Annotated in this window: 15 protein-coding genes; 11 read left to right on the forward strand and 4 right to left on the reverse strand. The window is 43.1% G+C overall.

Annotation, left to right across the window (positions count from 1 at the left end; translation table 11 throughout):
• Positions 1 to 12: 12 nt before the first annotated feature.
• Genes NST01_RS03415 through NST01_RS03425 form a run of 3 tightly spaced genes read left to right on the forward strand, consistent with a single transcriptional unit; the run spans position 13 to position 2,620 of the window.
• Positions 13 to 699 (forward strand): CoA transferase subunit A, encoded by a 687-nt coding sequence (locus tag NST01_RS03415; protein ID WP_008344277.1) that lies wholly within the window; start codon positions 13 to 15, stop codon positions 697 to 699.
• On the forward strand, positions 675 to 1,340 hold the full coding sequence (locus NST01_RS03420; RefSeq protein ID WP_008344276.1) for a 3-oxoacid CoA-transferase subunit B: 666 nt from the start codon (positions 675 to 677) through the stop codon (positions 1,338 to 1,340). The genes NST01_RS03415 and NST01_RS03420 overlap by 25 nt, the downstream gene beginning before the upstream one ends.
• Before the next feature lie 14 nt (positions 1,341 to 1,354).
• Complete coding sequence (locus NST01_RS03425) at positions 1,355 to 2,620, forward strand: peptidase (protein WP_046342869.1); 1,266 nt, start codon at positions 1,355 to 1,357, stop codon at positions 2,618 to 2,620.
• A 25-nt stretch (positions 2,621 to 2,645) separates the two neighbouring features.
• Here NST01_RS03425 and NST01_RS03430 read toward each other — a convergent pair whose 3' ends face one another.
• Complete coding sequence (locus NST01_RS03430; RefSeq protein WP_008344274.1) at positions 2,646 to 2,867, reverse strand: YgaP family membrane protein; 222 nt, start codon at positions 2,865 to 2,867, stop codon at positions 2,646 to 2,648.
• Between the two features lie 125 nt (positions 2,868 to 2,992).
• On the opposite strand from NST01_RS03430, the gene NST01_RS03435 reads away from it, so the two are divergent.
• Together NST01_RS03435 and NST01_RS03440 are read left to right on the forward strand one after the other, a co-directional pair.
• The gene (locus tag NST01_RS03435) at positions 2,993 to 4,735 is read left to right on the forward strand and encodes an adenine deaminase C-terminal domain-containing protein (RefSeq protein WP_017366759.1); all 1,743 of its coding nucleotides are present in this window, start codon (positions 2,993 to 2,995) and stop codon (positions 4,733 to 4,735) included.
• Positions 4,736 to 5,267: 532 nt separating this feature from the next.
• Positions 5,268 to 5,582, forward strand: coding sequence for a YerC/YecD family TrpR-related protein (locus NST01_RS03440; RefSeq protein ID WP_065459944.1), 315 nt, complete (start codon positions 5,268 to 5,270; stop codon positions 5,580 to 5,582).
• Between the two features lie 79 nt (positions 5,583 to 5,661).
• Here the strand turns inward: NST01_RS03440 and NST01_RS03445 are convergent, their stop codons facing one another.
• Both NST01_RS03445 and NST01_RS03450 read right to left on the reverse strand, forming a co-directional pair.
• Positions 5,662 to 6,177 carry a DUF3916 domain-containing protein gene (locus NST01_RS03445; protein ID WP_138825297.1) on the reverse strand — a complete coding sequence of 172 codons (516 nt, stop codon included), beginning with the start codon at positions 6,175 to 6,177 and terminating at the stop codon, positions 5,662 to 5,664.
• Between the two features lie 93 nt (positions 6,178 to 6,270).
• Positions 6,271 to 7,851, reverse strand: coding sequence for an FMN-binding glutamate synthase family protein (locus NST01_RS03450; protein ID WP_341041501.1), 1,581 nt, complete (start codon positions 7,849 to 7,851; stop codon positions 6,271 to 6,273).
• Positions 7,852 to 7,990: 139 nt separating this feature from the next.
• Between NST01_RS03450 and NST01_RS03455 the strand changes: the two genes are divergently transcribed.
• Positions 7,991 to 8,221 (forward strand): hypothetical protein, encoded by a 231-nt coding sequence (locus NST01_RS03455; protein WP_017366762.1) that lies wholly within the window; start codon positions 7,991 to 7,993, stop codon positions 8,219 to 8,221.
• Positions 8,222 to 8,241: 20 nt separating this feature from the next.
• On the opposite strand, the gene NST01_RS03460 is transcribed toward NST01_RS03455, so the two are convergent.
• Positions 8,242 to 8,616: a DUF2283 domain-containing protein gene (locus tag NST01_RS03460; protein ID WP_017366763.1), complete on the reverse strand. Its 375-nt coding sequence runs from the start codon at positions 8,614 to 8,616 to the stop codon at positions 8,242 to 8,244.
• A 281-nt stretch (positions 8,617 to 8,897) separates the two neighbouring features.
• Between NST01_RS03460 and NST01_RS03465 the strand changes: the two genes are divergently transcribed.
• The 5 genes from NST01_RS03465 to NST01_RS03485 all read left to right on the forward strand — a co-directional run bounded on the left by NST01_RS03465 (position 8,898) and on the right by NST01_RS03485 (position 16,492).
• Positions 8,898 to 9,590 carry a heptaprenylglyceryl phosphate synthase gene (locus NST01_RS03465; RefSeq protein ID WP_041506655.1) on the forward strand — a complete coding sequence of 231 codons (693 nt, stop codon included), beginning with the start codon at positions 8,898 to 8,900 and terminating at the stop codon, positions 9,588 to 9,590.
• A gap of 57 nt (positions 9,591 to 9,647) precedes the next feature.
• Positions 9,648 to 11,870, forward strand: a complete 2,223-nt coding sequence (gene pcrA / locus NST01_RS03470; RefSeq protein ID WP_017366764.1) for a DNA helicase PcrA — start codon at positions 9,648 to 9,650, stop codon at positions 11,868 to 11,870.
• Between the two features lie 44 nt (positions 11,871 to 11,914).
• Positions 11,915 to 13,921, forward strand: coding sequence for an NAD-dependent DNA ligase LigA (gene ligA / locus NST01_RS03475; RefSeq protein WP_017366765.1), 2,007 nt, complete (start codon positions 11,915 to 11,917; stop codon positions 13,919 to 13,921).
• Between the two features lie 15 nt (positions 13,922 to 13,936).
• Positions 13,937 to 15,124, forward strand: coding sequence for a CamS family sex pheromone protein (locus tag NST01_RS03480; protein ID WP_008344253.1), 1,188 nt, complete (start codon positions 13,937 to 13,939; stop codon positions 15,122 to 15,124).
• 360 nt (positions 15,125 to 15,484) lie between these two features.
• Positions 15,485 to 16,492 carry a phosphotransferase enzyme family protein gene (locus NST01_RS03485; RefSeq protein WP_341041504.1) on the forward strand — a complete coding sequence of 336 codons (1,008 nt, stop codon included), beginning with the start codon at positions 15,485 to 15,487 and terminating at the stop codon, positions 16,490 to 16,492.
• Positions 16,493 to 16,517 lie beyond the last annotated feature (25 nt).

A 16,517-nucleotide genomic window follows, 5' to 3' on the forward strand; every position in this document is an offset into this window, starting at 1 on the left:
GGAGGAACGAACATGAACAAAACTGTGGGTTTGGATGAAGTGATGACGCGATTAAAAGATGGCATGACCATCATGTTTGGCGGATTTGGCGGCGTAGGTTCACCACCATCGTTGATTGATGCCATTTTGGAAGCAAATATTCAAGATCTGACATTGATCGGAAATGATGCAGGTTTCCCGCAAATTGGTGTGGGCCGGCTCATCACAGAAGGAAGAGTGAAAAAAATCATCGCCTCTCATATCGGCTCAAATCCCATTGCCGGACAGAAAATGCAGGCTGGTACATTAGACGTTCATTTTTATCCGCAGGGCATTCTTGCAGAAAAAATCAGAGCAGGCGGAATGGGGCTGGCGGGCATTGTGACAGATGTTGGGATGGATAGCCTGAATCTAGATGAGAAACAATTGGTTGAGCTGAATGGGAAGAATTATATGTTAGAGCCTGCGCTCACAGCGGATATTGCCATCGTCAATGCCTACAAAGCAGATGAAGTGGGAAACTTGATTTTTGATAAAAGCGCACGGAATACAAACCCGATTGTGGCGATGGCAGGAGACTGGACCATAGCGGAGGCAGAAGAAATTGTGGCAGCGGGGCAGCTCGATCCAGAAGAAATCGTGACGCCAGGCGTATTTGTGAATCAAATCGTGCAATCAAAAGGAGTGAACTGGACATGGGCATGGGAGACATCGATTTAAGACACCGCATTGCCAAAAGAGCAGCACAAGAAATTGAAGACGGCATGATTGTGAATCTTGGGATCGGCATTCCGACCCTAGCAGCAGATTACATTCCATCACATTACGAGGTGTGGCTGCATGCAGAAAACGGCATTATGGGGGCAGGAGCCTCGCCTCTGCAAGGGGAAGAAGATCCGAATTTGTGCAATGCCGGTGGTTTTCCCATTACGTTGACAAAGGGCGGCTCGTACATGGACAGTACGACTGCTTTCGGCATCATCCGAAAAGGAATGTTGGATATGACGATTTTGGGTGCACTTGAAGTAAGTAGCCAAGGGGATCTTGCCAATTGGATTGTACCGGGGAAAAGAGTACCGGGTATGGGCGGAGCGATTGAACTGGCGCAAAAAGCAAAAAAAGTGGTGGTGGTGATGAGCCATCTGGATAAACACGGTCGATCTAAAGTGAAATCGGCTTGTACATTGCCCTTAACCGCTAAAGCGTGTGTCGATTTGATTATTACGGATATGGCGGTCATTGAGGTCAAGTCTCAGCTGCTCATTTTACGTGAAGTCATGCCGCCATTTCAGCCGGAAGATGTCATAAGGGCGACTGAAGCGCCATTAATTTTAGCGCCTGATGTCAAATCTGTTGTGTAGAAAGGATGAACGACTTGCAGCCAATGACACGTATCAGAAACTGGATGAAAGAGCATCAGGATGAAGCCATTACGCTTCTTCAGCAAATGGTGCAATGTGACAGCACCCAAGGAAATGAAGAAGAGGTTCAGCAGATCGTGGCCAATAAACTGTCCGCCATTGGCTTTGATGTAGACGTTTGGGAAATTGGCGGCGATGAATTACTAGAGCATCCTTATTTTTATTCCCCGCGCCGATCTTTTCAAGGGAGTCCCAACGTTGCTGGGCGATTGAAAGGAAAAGGTGGCGGCAAATCGATTTTATTAAACGGACATGTAGATGTGGTTCCGGCAGGAGATAAGAATCAATGGACATATCCGCCTTACAGCGGGCATATCATAAACGGGAGACTCTATGGACGCGGGGCAACAGATATGAAAGGTGGAAACGTTTCTTTACTCTTTGCGCTTGAGGCACTGCATGCGCTTCAGATTCCCCTGAAAGGAGATGTGGTGTTTCATAGTGTCGTCGAAGAGGAAAGTGGCGGAGCAGGCACACTTGCTGCGATATTGAAAGGGTACACAGCGGATGCTGCCATCATTCCGGAGCCAAGTCATATGAACATTTTTCCGATTCAGCAAGGGTCAAAGTGGTTCAGGTTGCATATTAAAGGAAGGGCAGCTCATGGCGGAACAAGGTATCACGGTGTTTCTGCTATTGAAAAGAGCACGGTGGTCCTTTCTCATATAGCGGCACTAGAAAAAGAAAGAAATCAGCGAGTGACGGAGCCGCTGTTTCAGCATATCCCGATTCCAATTCCAATCAACATTGGGAAAATTCAAGGCGGTGATTGGCCGTCCTCTGTCGCAGATCTTGTCACAATGGAAGGCAGGCTTGGTGTGATGCCAGGTGAGACAGTTGAGCAGGCAGAGAAGGAATTAGAAAATTGGATGACTGGACTCGCTGAAAAGGATGATTGGTTTCAAGAACATCCTGTGGAGGTGGAGTGGTTTGGTGCTAGGTGGCTTCCAGGGTCAATCGACTCTGATCACCCGCTTTTAGGTCTATTGAAGGAACAATATGAAGAGGTCATGCAGCACCCGCCAAAGGTAGAAGCCGCCCCTTGGGGGACAGACGGCGGATTACTGTCACAAGCAGCGGATATCCCAATCATTGTGTTTGGACCTGGAACGACAGAGCTTGCCCATTTCCCGAATGAATCTATTGAGATCAAACATGTCATTGAAGCAGCAGAAATCATTGCTGGTACGTTGGTCAAATGGTGCGAAGCAGCGGAATGATTCACACACAAAAAAAGAAGGCTGTCTACTCAGCCTTCTCTTTATGTGTATTCTGCTGTTCACACATATAGGTCACTGGACAAAAACGAAGAATACCAGAACCCAATTTTAATCCGCCGAGCATGATGCCAAAAAGCAGCATTTTACTCCATGGTTTTCGAGCATATAAGGATCCAGCTACAGTACATATCGTCATTCCGCAGGCAATTCTCATGAGCGCTTCCATTAAGCCAAGATTAGGTTTCATTGCAAGTGATTCTCCTTTTTTAAATTATTTTAAGTGTGATTTCAAGAAATTGTAACGTTTCATTAATGCGTAACGTGGTTCGTTATGTTACGATAGGGCTAATACAAATGAAGGAGAGTATGTGAATGTCCGAACGTACTTTTAATTGGAGAAACAATGACATCCGCACACAAATCGATGTAGTCGACTCAAAAATAGTTCCAACACTCCTTTTAACGAATGGACTCGTGCTAAACCCGTTTTTGAAGCAATGGGTGAAGGCAAATATTTGGATACATGATGATCGAATTGTTTATGTCGGAGCAGAGCTTCCTCAAAATAAATCAGCTAAACGTGTGATTGATTGTGAAGGTAAATACATTGTGCCGGGGTATATTGAACCTCACGCGCATCCGTTCCATATTTATAATCCCCAATCACTTGCAGAATATGTGTCTCAATTTGGCACAACAACGATGGTCAGCGATAACTTATTTCTTCTTTTGCAAAGCAATGAAAAGAAAGCGCTTTCCACTCTGTGTGAATTAAAAAAGCAGCCATTTCAGTACTTCTGGTGGTCCAGATACGATCTTCAAACCGAGGTCAGGTATGAAGATGAGATGCTGCCTATTAACTATCGGAAAGAATGGATTGATCATCCCGACGTCCTTCAAGGCGGCGAATTAACGAGCTGGCCAAGATTAATGGACGGTGATGATCTCATTTTATATTGCATGCAAGAAACGAAGAAGCAGAGAAAACGAATTGAAGGACATTTCCCTGGGGCTTCTGAGAAAACGCTAACAAAAATGAAGCTGTTTGGAGCGGACAGTGATCATGAAGCAATGAATGCAGACGATGTGCTCAAACGCTTGTCTCTTGGCTATCATGTGTCCTTGCGTCATTCTTCCATCCGCCCAGATTTAGTGAACATTTTAAGAGAGTTGCATGAGCGTGACTTTAGGCACTACGATCACTTTTTCTATACAACAGATGGATCAGCACCTCATTTTTATGAAGAAGGCATGATCAATCGTCTCATTTCCATTGCCCTTGAAGAAGGCGTGCCTACTATTGATGCGTACAATATGGCAACCTTTAACATTGCGAAATACTATCAAATTGATGACTTATTAGGCGTGGTCGGTCCTGGCCGATTGGCTTCTTTGAATATTTTAGATGATCCGATGAATCCAAATCCAGAAACGGTGATTTCTAAAGGGGTGATCCTTAAATTAGAGGGGGAGAACCAGCATCAATTCCAAGAGACAAAATGGGAAAATGGCGGGCTCGAACCATTAGATTTAAGCTATGACCTGACGATGAGTGACTTGCAATTCTCAATGCCGCTCGGTGTCAAAATGCGAAATGCTGTCATTATGGAGCCTTATACAGTGGAGATTGATAACTCTGTCAATCAGCTGTCCTGTGACCATGATCAAAGCTTCTTCAGTCTGATTGATCGAAAAGGCGAGTGGCGCGTGAACACAATGTTAAAAGGATTTGCAAACAAGGTGCAAGGGTTTGTCAGCTCATTTTCAACCACTGGTGACATTTTAGTGATTGGGAAAAATAAAGATGATATGATGCTTGCTCATAAGCGAATGAAAGAAATTGGCGGGGGAATTGTGCTCACAGAAAACGGAAAGATTTTGCATGAAATCCCGCTGCAATTATCAGGCTGTGCATCAGCTGAATCGTTTGAAACGGTTCTTCAGCAGGAGCAAACGTTACGCGAGCTACTCATTGAGCGCGGGTATCCATTTGACTGCCCAATTGATACACTTGTCTTTTTCCAAAGCACACACTTGCCGTATATTCGGGTGACACCAAGAGGAATATTTGATGTCATGAAAAAAACTGTACTCTTTCCGTCTATAATGCGTTAAAATATAACAGAGTGGAGCTGTATCATATTTGCTAGATTTCTGACCGCTGTTATAGGGCAGGAGTGAGCAAAAGATCTCTTCGCTGCTAGATATGGTGACAAAGCATAGGGCTTTGACATGACGAATGAAGTGCCCAATTGTAAAATGAATCTGTCGGTTACGCTGGCCGACCAACATATTTTGAATAATCAAGCAAGGCGGGGCGCAGGTTTGTCGTCTCGCCAAGCTTTCTACACATACTGTTTTTTTAGGGAAAGACCTAACAGAGCAGAAGTGTTCTAGATATCGGAGGCAAACAAGTTTGTCAGATTGTCGCACAAGGAATATGACAAAACTTGTCGAATTTGTTTACGATAAAGAAGCTTCGGCTTACGAAAGAACCTGATGGCATTTTCAGCGTAGAACCAAACCTGTCATGATTCGTTCAAAGCTCATTGCTGAGGTTGAAAAAAATGAGTCAGGAAAGATACCGCTTTCTCGGAAAAGTCAGTGCGGAGCGGTGTGCCAATAGTAAAGGAGAAGATGTATAAAGATGCAAATTGATAAATTAAGGGGAAAAAGCTTAGATCAGCTATTCAACTCCATCTTGTCCCTTAAAGACCTGGAAGAATGTTATCGATTTTTTGATGATTTGTGCACCATCAATGAAATCCAATCTTTATCACAGCGTCTTGAAGTAGCGCGTATGCTTCGCGAGGGAAATACGTATCACAAAATTGAAACGGAAACAGGTGCAAGTACAGCCACTATCTCACGTGTCAAACGCTGCTTGAACTACGGAAATGATGCCTATACGATGGCACTTGACCGCGTAGCAGAGCAACAAGCAACGGACGAAGCAAAATAAAGCAGCTTTCACTGCAAACATTCTTTATGATTTGTCGTTTTGAAGTTGAACAAATAGAGCCATTTCATTTGAAATGGCTCTATTTGATATCATCAAGTTCCCCCATAAACCATCGTTCACCTTCATAGGACACTTCATCGTCATCAGTGATTACTTCCTTAAAACCGATGGTTCGCATATTTTGCGGAACAGATAAATCCCATTCTTTTTGAATATTTCTCTGATCAGAAAGGGGAAGCCATGTCTGATACTCATCTTGTCTGTTGAAGAAATCTTTCACATAAGAATCCCCTTTAAACACAATGATTTGTGAATGCCATAATCCAGGCAGATCGACTGCGACCACGACACGATATATGTCCCCGTCGTTTGGTTTCAAATCAATGAGATGCTCAGCTCTATTCAATAGAGTTTGAATGCATAGACGTTTGATCTTTTTCGGTGTTCTGTTGGACGTCATAAAATCATAAGCCGCTGGTAAAGGCAGGTGCCAGTAGTCAGAAACATTCGCCGGAAACGATTGCGTATGTGCGTTCATTTCTTTTATGATCTGTTGAGTCTTTCGTTTCATACCGCGGACCTTTTTTTCACGCATACTCTTTCTCCTTATCAAAGATCTATTAAGTTCTTTATACGTGATTGAGCAAGAATGTCAACGAAAAAAGGTGCGGAAACGCACCTTTTTAAGCTAGACAGACTGCTCTGTGCCTGAGAACATAGGGACTTCACTTGTCTGGCCGTTTTCTTGTCTAAAAATAATATGTTTTTCGTTAAAATGAATAGGTGATTCAATTCCAGCTGCTGCGCATAAATTAAACAAACCTTCTCTAAGGGACAGGATATAATTGCAGACTCGGTATTTCTTTTCTTCAATGGATAAACCTTTTTGCAGCTTTGGATCTGTGGTGGCAACCCCAACAGGGCATTTATTCGTGTGGCATACTTGCGCCCGAATACAGCCAACCGAGAACATCAATCCTCGTGCGATATTCACAAAATCTGCTCCCATGGAAAGGGCAATTGCGATTTTATCAGGGGAGAGAAGTTTACCAGACGCAAACAGCTTGACCTGATCTCGAACCCCATATTTCTTCAAAATTTGATGGACCATCGGCAGTGCGGTGAAAATGGGCAGGCCTGCGGAATCAGCCAGTTCATGAAAGGAAGCACCTGTGCCACCTTCTCCGCCATCCACTGTAATGAAATCAGGATGTTTTCCGCTTTTTTTCATATAGAGAGCAAGCTCCTCGATATCTTCTTTATGCCCAACAACTAGCTTGATTCCAACTGGTTTTCCGCCGATGTTTCGCAGTTGTTCAATAAAATCAAACATGTCAGGAATGGAGTGAAACATCTCGAATCGGTTCGGACTGTCAATGGATTGGTGCGGCGGCAGTTTACGGATTTGGGCAATTTCTTCTGTGACTTTTTCACCGTCAATGTGTCCCCCGCGTGTTTTCGCTCCTTGTGCTAGCTTGAGTTCAAAGGCTTTTACTTCATCATGTTCACTTTTTTTCTTAAACTCTTCAAACGAAAATGCGCCATCCTCCGTTCGAACCCCAAATAAACCAGGCCCAATCTGGCAAATGATATCGGCGCCCCCTTTGAGATGGTAAGGCGAAAGCCCGCCTTCACCTGTGTTCATCCATGTGCCGCCAGCCATTTTTAAACCGGAGGATAGAGCCGTAATCGCCCGGTCGCCTAAGGAGCCGTAGCTCATGGCTGATTGACCGATCAATCCTTTGACGCGGAAAGGTTTTTGGCACGTATGTTCACCAATGATTTGTACATCTTCTTCATGGAGATAATAAGGTTTTGCTTCGACTTCTTTCGTGTGTTCACTTCTTCTCAGTAAATTGTCTTGATCGATCTGATACACTTTTGTTGGGATTTTTTCAGATTGATCGATGCGTAACTCATCTCGCTGCTTTGGAAATAGGACGTTGCGAATATAGTAACCAGGCTTGTCAAAATCACGTTTTGATCCAAAGCCCATTGTCCGGCTTTTGTACTTCCCAGACATGACAGCTTGCTCGTATTCTCTTCTTGAGAAAGGAAGCTCCTCTCGATCATTTAGAAACAGATATTGACGAAGCTCAAGTCCTATTTTTTCAAAAATGAACCTCAATTTTCCAATGACCGGATAATTTCGTAGGACAGAATGCTCTTCCTGTTTTTCATCTCGCATCCAAATCCAGATGAATAAAATGATTGGTATGATGAAAAAAATCACTAATAATGCGCCAATGACAATGAAAGTTGTTGTCACGAAAATCCCCTCTTTTCTCTATCATTACTGTTGTTATTCCACTTTTCATTGAAAGAGAAACCACTTCAACAGCTTGTGACGTTTAGAAATGAAAAGGCGGGGTAACTTACAAATAAGATCATAAGGGGAGGGAACATACATGAATAAGCGTCCGAATGCGTATGTACTTGCAGGATTAGGGGTTGGTGGTGCAGTGTTATTAGCAGTGAAAAATAAACAGCATCTCAAAAAATGGGCAAGCATGTTCCGATCAGATGAAAAGGTTCCTGAAAAAGCTGGACACCCTGATCCATTAGATATTCAAGACAACAAGATGGTCGATGAAGGGGCCATGACATCTGTTCATTATTTTAATGAAGTGAGACAATAGCTTTAAAAAACCGTTTTGAATCAATCAAAACGGTTTTTTCTTGTCTTTCTTTTGACATGATATTTAAGAGGATCGACAATGGTAAAACCAATTAGTCCATTGTGATCAGGCGTTGAGAATTGAAATTCAATGCCCGATAAATGATAGGTTGAGAGAACTTCCTGATCCGTAAAACGTAACGAAAGCTCGTCTTCATAAACGGGTGTGTGTTTCAACACCTCTGCTTCTTCTGCAAATAACTCCAGCCCAGCCACTCGGCCCTCTTTGTCGATGTCTACGTTCACACATTCATTCACGTCTAATTCAATGGTTTCTTTAATTGTCCCGATTCGAGGCGGGATGAGATAGATGTATCCGATGTCGATCGTTTGATCATATGTGATGGTTCTTTTCAAATCATTCACCTGCTTGGTCGATAGTAAAATGTTCCTTTCATGTATAATATCATGTGATGAGATGAAGTAGCTCTCATTTCAGTACAGTATCCATCTATTGATCTCCCTCAGTTCCTCTTGAAGTGGCGTTTTTCATATAATCTCCATTCACTTCGCCTAAAGTGAAATCGACTATTTTCAAAAGAATGAAACTTTTAGCTGAAGGAGGTTACCCATTTTTTGCGGTGTCTGATTTTGTTATAATATTTAAATGGAATGAAACGAATGGAGGAACGTTTTTCATGTATGATGTTACCGAGTGGAAGCATGTCTTTAAACTCGATCCAAATAAAGAGATTTCCGATGAACAACTTGAAGCAATTTGTGAATCCGGTACGGATGCCATTTTAATTGGCGGCAGTGACAACGTGACAGAAGACAACGTGCTGCAACTGATGTCAAAGGTGCGCCGCTTTCTTGTGCCATGTGTCCTTGAAATCTCGACACATGAGATGATTGTGCCTGGCTTTGACCTGTATTTTATCCCCACTGTGTTAAACAGCGCTCATCCTGATTGGATTGTTGGTCTGCATAAGGATGCGATGAAGGAATACGGTGATTTGATGTCAATGGAAGAGATTGTGCCGGAAGGATATGTCATCTTAAACGAAGAGTGTAAAGCGGCTAAGCTGACAGAGGCAAATACGGCACTGGATATAGATGACGTAAGGGCATATGCGAGAGTGGCAGAGCACTTGATGAAACTACCCATCTTTTACTTAGAATACAGCGGGACGCTTGGAGACATAGAGCTTGTGAAAGAAACCAAAGCAGTGCTACATGAAACGGTTCTATTTTATGGCGGCGGTATTGAAAGCAAAGAGCAGGCGAAAGACTTTGCACAGCATGCAGACGTTGTCGTCGTGGGGAACGTCATTTATGACAATTTTAAAGAAGCGTTAAAGACAGTCGACGCAGTGAAAAAGTCATCATAGTCAAACAAGACGAAACGGGTTAAAATAGAACATAAGTTCGAATTGGCGGTGAATGAAATGAATGAAATATCGAATCATCTATTAGAAGGGCTGAATGACGCGCAGAAAGAAGCGGTCAAAGCAACAGACGGGCCGCTGCTACTGATGGCAGGAGCAGGTAGTGGAAAAACACGAGTGCTCACGCATCGAATTGCGTATTTAATGGCAGAAAAGCATGTGGCACCGTGGAATATTTTAGCGATTACCTTTACAAATAAAGCAGCAAGAGAAATGCGTGAGCGTGTACAAGCGATTTTAGGGCCTGGTGCGGATGACATTTGGATCTCTACGTTCCACAGCATGTGTGTGCGCATTTTACGACGCGATATTGACCGTATTGGTGTGAATCGCAACTTTTCTATATTAGACACATCTGATCAGCTTTCAGTCATTAAAAACATTTTAAAAGAACGAAATATCGATCCTAAAAAGTTTGATCCACGTAGCATTTTAGGTTCAATCAGTAGTGCAAAAAACGAACTCATTGACGCAGAGGAATACGCAAAAACAGCCGGTGACTTTTACGATCAAGTCGTGAGCGATGTCTACACAGATTATCAAAAACGATTACTCAAAAACCAATCACTCGATTTTGATGATCTTATTATGATGACGATTCGTCTGTTTGAGCGAATTCCTGAAGTATTAGAACACTATCAGCGAAAATTCCAATACATTCATGTCGATGAGTATCAGGATACGAACAGAGCGCAGTACATGCTTGTGAAATTGCTCGCGCAGCGTTTTCAAAATATATGTGTGGTCGGTGACTCGGATCAGTCCATCTACCGCTGGCGTGGAGCGGATATTACAAACATTCTTTCCTTTGAAAAAGATTATCCGTCCAGTGAAGTGATTTTGCTTGAGCAAAATTACAGATCGACTAAACGTATTCTGAATGCCGCAAACACGGTCATTCAAAACAATTCAAACCGCAAGCCAAAAAACCTGTGGACAGAAAATGACGAAGGAGCGAAGATTGCCTATTACCGTGCGGATAATGAATTCGGTGAAGGTCAATTTGTCGCTGGAAAGATTCGTCAGCTTCATCAGAGCGGCAAGCGTAAATTATCTGATTTTGCGATCCTCTATCGAACGAACGCCCAGTCACGTGTCATAGAGGAAACGTTAATGAAGGCGAACATTCAATACAACATCGTCGGTGGCACGAAGTTCTATGACAGAAAAGAGATCAAGGACATTTTGGCATACTTACGCCTTGTGGCAAATCCAGATGACGATATTAGTTTTGCACGCATTGTCAACGTACCAAAACGAGGAATTGGGGCGACTTCTGTTGATAAAATTGCCGCATACGCAGAAATGAATGATCTCTCTATGTTTGAAGCACTTGGTCAGGTGGATTTCATTGGACTCAGTGCAAGAGCAGCCAATGCACTTGATGAGTTCAAACAGCTCATTGATCAAATGACAAATATGCAGGATTATTTATCTGTCACAGAATTAACGGAAGAGATCCTAGAGAAAACAGGCTATCGTGAAGCACTGAAGATCGAAAAAACGATTGAAGCACAAAGCCGTTTAGAAAATATTGACGAGTTTCTATCGGTCACTAAAAACTTTGAAGAACAAAATGAAGATAAATCACTTGTCACCTTCCTGACAGACCTCGCCCTCGTCGCAGACATTGATAAGCTGGATGAGGCTGAGGAAGAAGATCAGGATGCGGTCATTTTAATGACGCTTCACGCAGCAAAAGGACTTGAATTCCCCGTTGTGTTCTTAATGGGAATGGAGGAAGGTGTCTTCCCGCACAGTCGTTCATTAATGGAAGATGCCGAGATGGAAGAAGAGCGCCGTCTCGCTTATGTAGGGATCACACGGGCCGAAGAAGAGCTTTATTTATCAAGTGCGAAGATGAGAACGTTATTCGGCCGGACGAACATGAATCTGGAATCACGATTTATCAGAGAAATACCAGCTGATTTATTGGACAACCTAAATGAGAAAAAAGAAACGAAAACACCGTTTGGCCAAACGAGAGAAAGACCGCAAAGACGAGGGCCTGTCTCACGTCCACAAACGCAAACCATTCAAAACACAGGCGGCGGCAGCATTGGCTGGGCTGTCGGTGATAAAGCCGCTCATAAAAAATGGGGCGTTGGCACGGTTGTGAGTGTAAAAGGTAGTGGAGATAGTACAGAGCTTGATATTGCCTTCCCAAGCCCTACAGGCATTAAGCGTCTCCTTGCCGCCTTTGCGCCAATCGAAAAGCAATAAACTGATAGGACTGACAAAACGGATGAAGTGAAAGGAAGAAGCAGATGGATAAAGAAGCAGCGAAACGCCGGATCGAGGAACTACACCAGATTTTGAATCAATACAACTACGAATATCACACACTGGATCGTCCAAGTGTTCCTGACGCTGAATATGATGCGCGGATGCGTGAGCTGATCTCTCTGGAGGAAGAATACCCTGATTTAAAAGCAGCCGATTCACCCTCGCAAAGAGTAGGAGGTGCTGTTTTAGACGCCTTCCAAAAAGTACGTCACGGCACACCGATGCTCAGTCTCGGCAATGCGTTTCATGAACAGGACCTTCTTGATTTTGACCGCCGGGTTCGTCAAGCAGTCGGTGACGACGTCGCTTACAATGTCGAGCTGAAAATTGACGGACTCGCTGTTTCTCTCCGTTATGAAAATGGCGTGTTTGTCCGGGGTGCCACGCGGGGTGATGGGACAACAGGTGAGGATATAACCGAGAACCTCAAAACCATTCGTTCCATCCCGCTCAAAATCAATCGGCCTCTGTCGATTGAAGTGAGAGGAGAGGCATTTATGCCAAAACCTTCTTTTGAAGCCCTTAACGAAAAAAGATTACAAAACGAAGAAGAGCCGTTTGCGAACCCGCGTAATGCGGCTGCTGGCTCACTTCGTCAGCTCGATACGAAAATTGCAGCGAAACGAAACCTTGATATCTTCGTCTACAGTATAGCGGAGCTTGATGAAATTGGTGTTAATACGCAAAGCGCAGGACTTGATCTTCTCGATGAGCTTGGCTTTAAAACGAACAAAGAAAGACGGATGTGCCAAACCATTGAAGAAGTGATCGACCTCATTGAAACACTGAAAACAAAGCGTGCTGATTTCTCATACGAAATCGATGGCATTGTCATTAAAGTCAATTCATTGGCACAGCAAGAAGAACTAGGCTTCACAGCAAAAAGTCCACGCTGGGCTGTTGCGTACAAATTTCCGGCCGAAGAAGTCGTGACGAAGCTGATTGATATTGAACTAAGTGTGGGGCGTACTGGCGTCATCACCCCAACAGCGATTCTTGAGCCTGTAAAAGTGGCAGGAACGACAGTGCAGCGTGCTTCTCTTCATAATGAAGATTTGATCAAAGAGAAGGATATCCGCCTTTTTGATCAAGTGATTGTCAAAAAAGCGGGCGATATTATCCCAGAGGTTGCAGGGGTTCTTGTTGATCAGCGAACAGGAGAAGAAGAGCCGTTTCACATGCCGACTGAATGTCCAGAGTGTCATAGTGAGCTGGTCAGAATTGAAGGAGAAGTGGCGCTTCGGTGCATCAATCCACAATGCCCCGCTCAAATACGTGAAGGACTCATTCACTTTGTGTCTCGTAATGCGATGAATATTGATGGGCTAGGCGAGCGAGTCATTACACAACTTTTCAAAGAACAGCTTGTCTCTCGTGTATCAGACCTTTACCGTTTAACAAAAGAAGAGTTGATTCAGCTAGAACGAATGGGCGAAAAGTCAGTCGATAACTTACTGCGTTCGATCGAGCAATCGAAAGAAAACTCTCTTGAACGGTTATTATTTGGACTCGGTATTCGATTTATTGGTTCTAAAGCAGCGAAGACGTTGGCCATGCACTTTGAGGATATCGATCAGTTAAAACAAGCAACGAAAGAACAATTACTTGAAGTAGATGAAATTGGTGAAAAAATGGCCGATGCAGTCGTCACGTACTTTGAGAAAGAAGAAATACTAGATCTGCTAAATGAACTAAAAGAACTTGGGGTCAATATGACCTACACAGGGCCAAAACCGGTGAAAGTAGAAGAAAGTGATTCCTACTTTGCAGGAAAAACCATTGTGCTGACGGGAAAATTAGAAGAAATGTCGCGAAATGATGCAAAGGCAGCGATCGAAGCATTAGGCGGCAAGTTAGCAGGTAGCGTAAGTAAAAAAACAGACTTAGTCATTGCCGGCGAAGCAGCTGGAAGCAAGCTGACAAAGGCAGAAGAACTCAATATTGAAATTTGGGACGAAGCCAAAATGCTCGAGGAGCTAAAGAAATAAGAGGAGTGTTTTCTATTGAAAAAGTTGCTATTGCTGCTGACAATGCTCACACTGGTATTGTCAGCGTGTGCACCTTTTGGGGGAAAGGATGAGGAAGAGGTTACACAAAAAACGGATGAAACGAAAGAAACAGCGATCATCCCAATGTACAACATCTCTGATTCCTATTACAAAATGGTGCTGCCGTTTAAACAAGGAGCGGCAAGAGGACTAACTGCAGAGCGTCTCAATACACGCTTAGACATTGATGAATTTGAAACAGGACTCATGCGCCTGGCAACAGAATCATTCAATACAAACGACTATCTGTTCCAAGAAGGACAGCATTTAGATGAAGATACTGTTCTCAGCTGGCTTGCCCGCAAAAAAACAGGCAGTGATCTGAAAAAAGCTGAAAAAGAAGACAAAGACTTTAAGAACTTAGGCTTAAACCCTGCTCTTCCAAACTCAGGTTCAACAAAGTCAAAAAACGAAAATAGTCCAATCTACTTAGCTTCCATGTTAGAGCATAATTATTTAATCAGAAAAGATAAAAATAGCTTACAGCTTGGCGGGGTTGTTATCGGTCTTGCGCTTAACTCTGTCTATTATTATCGCGAAAATATCGGAGATCCTCAGCAAGAGGTGACCATCGATTCATCGAAGAATTCAAAGAAACTTTTAGCAGAGGGCGAAAAAATTGCGGAACAAGTCATTAAACGACTTCGTCAAATGGACGGACTGCAAAAAGTCCCAGTCATGATTGCTCTTTATAAACAAGCACCAAAATCATCTATTGTTCCAGGAAACTTCATCGCTAAAACTGATGTAAAAGCAGGATCAGCTGATATTGGCAGTTGGGATACGATTAAAGAAGAGAATGTCTTCTTCCCTTCAGATAATGCCAAGAGCAGCTACAAAGATGATTCAGAGCGATTTGACCGCTTCAAGACAAAGGTAGAAGACTACTTCCCGAATTACACAGGTGTGGTAGGCAAAGGTTTCTATAAAAACGGGAACTTGCAAAAAATGAAAGTAGAAATTCCAATGCAATTCTACGGCAAAACAGAAGTCGTGGCATTCACGCAATACTTAACAGGTGAAGTCATGGATTACTATAAGAGCACCAATATAGAAATCAACATCACCTCTTCTGATCAGCAAGAAGCCCTCATCACAAAAAATGCTGAAGATAAAGAACCAACGGTCCATATATATGACTAAATAAAAACCGCCTTTTGGCGGTTTTTAGCGTGTAGACAAACCTCGCATTCTTTGTCAGTCCTGCGTGCTGGTGCTCACGAATGTGACATTCGCTCCGCGCCAGTACTCGTCCTTCCTAGGGCTGCAAAGGTTTTCATCACGCTGAAAAGAAGACAAAGGGCTAAAATCAAGTTCATTTTCGCCCTTTGTCAACAATCTGAAAACCGCCTTTTGGCGGTTTTTTTATTTCTAATTAGAGGAATCTTTCAACTTTTGTCAAAGTATGTGAAGAAACCAAAAGGAAAGGCAGGTATGTTGATGCTCGTATAAATGCTGATTACCGTCATGTATAAGTAAAAAGACGATAAAAGGAGAATCAGCATGCATAAAAAAGTAAAAGCACGATACGATGAACAAATGGTCTTAAAGAAAGCGGCTCTACTCTATCATTTTCAGCCAGAACAGGTCACATTTCTAGCCGATGCAGAAAATTATGTGTATGAATATACGGATGAAAAAGGGTCGAGTTATATATTGAAAATCACCCATACCATTCGCCGCTCCCGCACATATATTCTAGGAGAAATGGACTGGATTCGGTATTTATCTCAACATGGAAGCTCAGTAGCTAAACCGGTTTTATCCGCAAGAGGAAAAGATGTTGAAGCGATTCCCGATCAAGCAGGAGGCGCTTTTTTGCTGAGAGTGTACGAAAAGGCGCCTGGCAGAAAAGTGACCGAAGCAGATTGGAATGGACAGTTGTTTCAAGCGTTAGGAGCCTATACAGGGCGTATGCATCAAACGACTAAACAATATCAAGTGAAAGATCCTCGCTATAAGCGTCAAGAGTGGTATGAGGAGGAGCAATTAAAGCTTGAAACGTATATTCCTTCTGATCAAACGGTTGTGTTGCAGCGAAAAGATGAACTGATGCAAAAGCTTCACCAGCTCCGAATATCCAAGGATGTCTATGGACTGGTGCATGCGGATTTACATCACGGGAACTTCCATTATCATCAGGGAGAAATCATTGCATTTGATTTTGATGATTGTGGGTATCACTGGTTTATCAACGATATGAGCATTTTGCTATACAACGTTCTTTGGTATCCGGTGATTCCGTATGAGGATAAAGCTGAATTTACGGGTGAATTTATGAGCCATTTTCTCAAAGGCTATCGACAGGAGAATGAGCTTGATGACGCATGGCTGGCGACAATACCAGATTTCCTTATGCTGCGTCATATGCTTATTTATGGGCTTTTACATCAAGCATTTGATCTCCGAACACTAAGCGCTGACGAAAGTGCCATGCTGGCGCGTTTTCGAAAGGAGATTGAGGACAAAACCCCAATTACGCCTTTTGACTTTCATCAGCTAACAACATAAATCAAAAGCCCCTTGCTGTTTGACA

This window comes from Bacillus sp. FSL R7-0166 (assembly GCF_038008935.1).
In the GTDB taxonomy this organism is placed as follows: Bacteria; Bacillota; Bacilli; order Bacillales; family Bacillaceae; genus Bacillus; species Bacillus altitudinis.

Excerpts from the sequence above, each read along its gene's own strand:
- NST01_RS03415 (WP_008344277.1), top strand. The coding sequence starts at position 13 with ATGAACAAAACTGTGGGTTTGGATGAAGTGATGACGCGATTAAAAGAT.
- NST01_RS03420 (WP_008344276.1), top strand. The coding sequence starts at position 675 with ATGGGCATGGGAGACATCGATTTAAGACACCGCATTGCCAAAAGAGCA.
- NST01_RS03430 (WP_008344274.1), bottom strand. The coding sequence starts at position 2,867 with ATGAAACCTAATCTTGGCTTAATGGAAGCGCTCATGAGAATTGCCTGC.
- NST01_RS03435 (WP_017366759.1), top strand. The coding sequence starts at position 2,993 with ATGTCCGAACGTACTTTTAATTGGAGAAACAATGACATCCGCACACAA.
- NST01_RS03440 (WP_065459944.1), top strand. The coding sequence starts at position 5,268 with ATGCAAATTGATAAATTAAGGGGAAAAAGCTTAGATCAGCTATTCAAC.
- NST01_RS03445 (WP_138825297.1), bottom strand. The coding sequence starts at position 6,177 with ATGCGTGAAAAAAAGGTCCGCGGTATGAAACGAAAGACTCAACAGATC.
- NST01_RS03455 (WP_017366762.1), top strand. The coding sequence starts at position 7,991 with ATGAATAAGCGTCCGAATGCGTATGTACTTGCAGGATTAGGGGTTGGT.
- NST01_RS03465 (WP_041506655.1), top strand. The coding sequence starts at position 8,898 with ATGTATGATGTTACCGAGTGGAAGCATGTCTTTAAACTCGATCCAAAT.
- pcrA (WP_017366764.1), top strand. The coding sequence starts at position 9,648 with ATGAATGAAATATCGAATCATCTATTAGAAGGGCTGAATGACGCGCAG.
- ligA (WP_017366765.1), top strand. The coding sequence starts at position 11,915 with ATGGATAAAGAAGCAGCGAAACGCCGGATCGAGGAACTACACCAGATT.
- NST01_RS03485 (WP_341041504.1), top strand. The coding sequence starts at position 15,485 with ATGCATAAAAAAGTAAAAGCACGATACGATGAACAAATGGTCTTAAAG.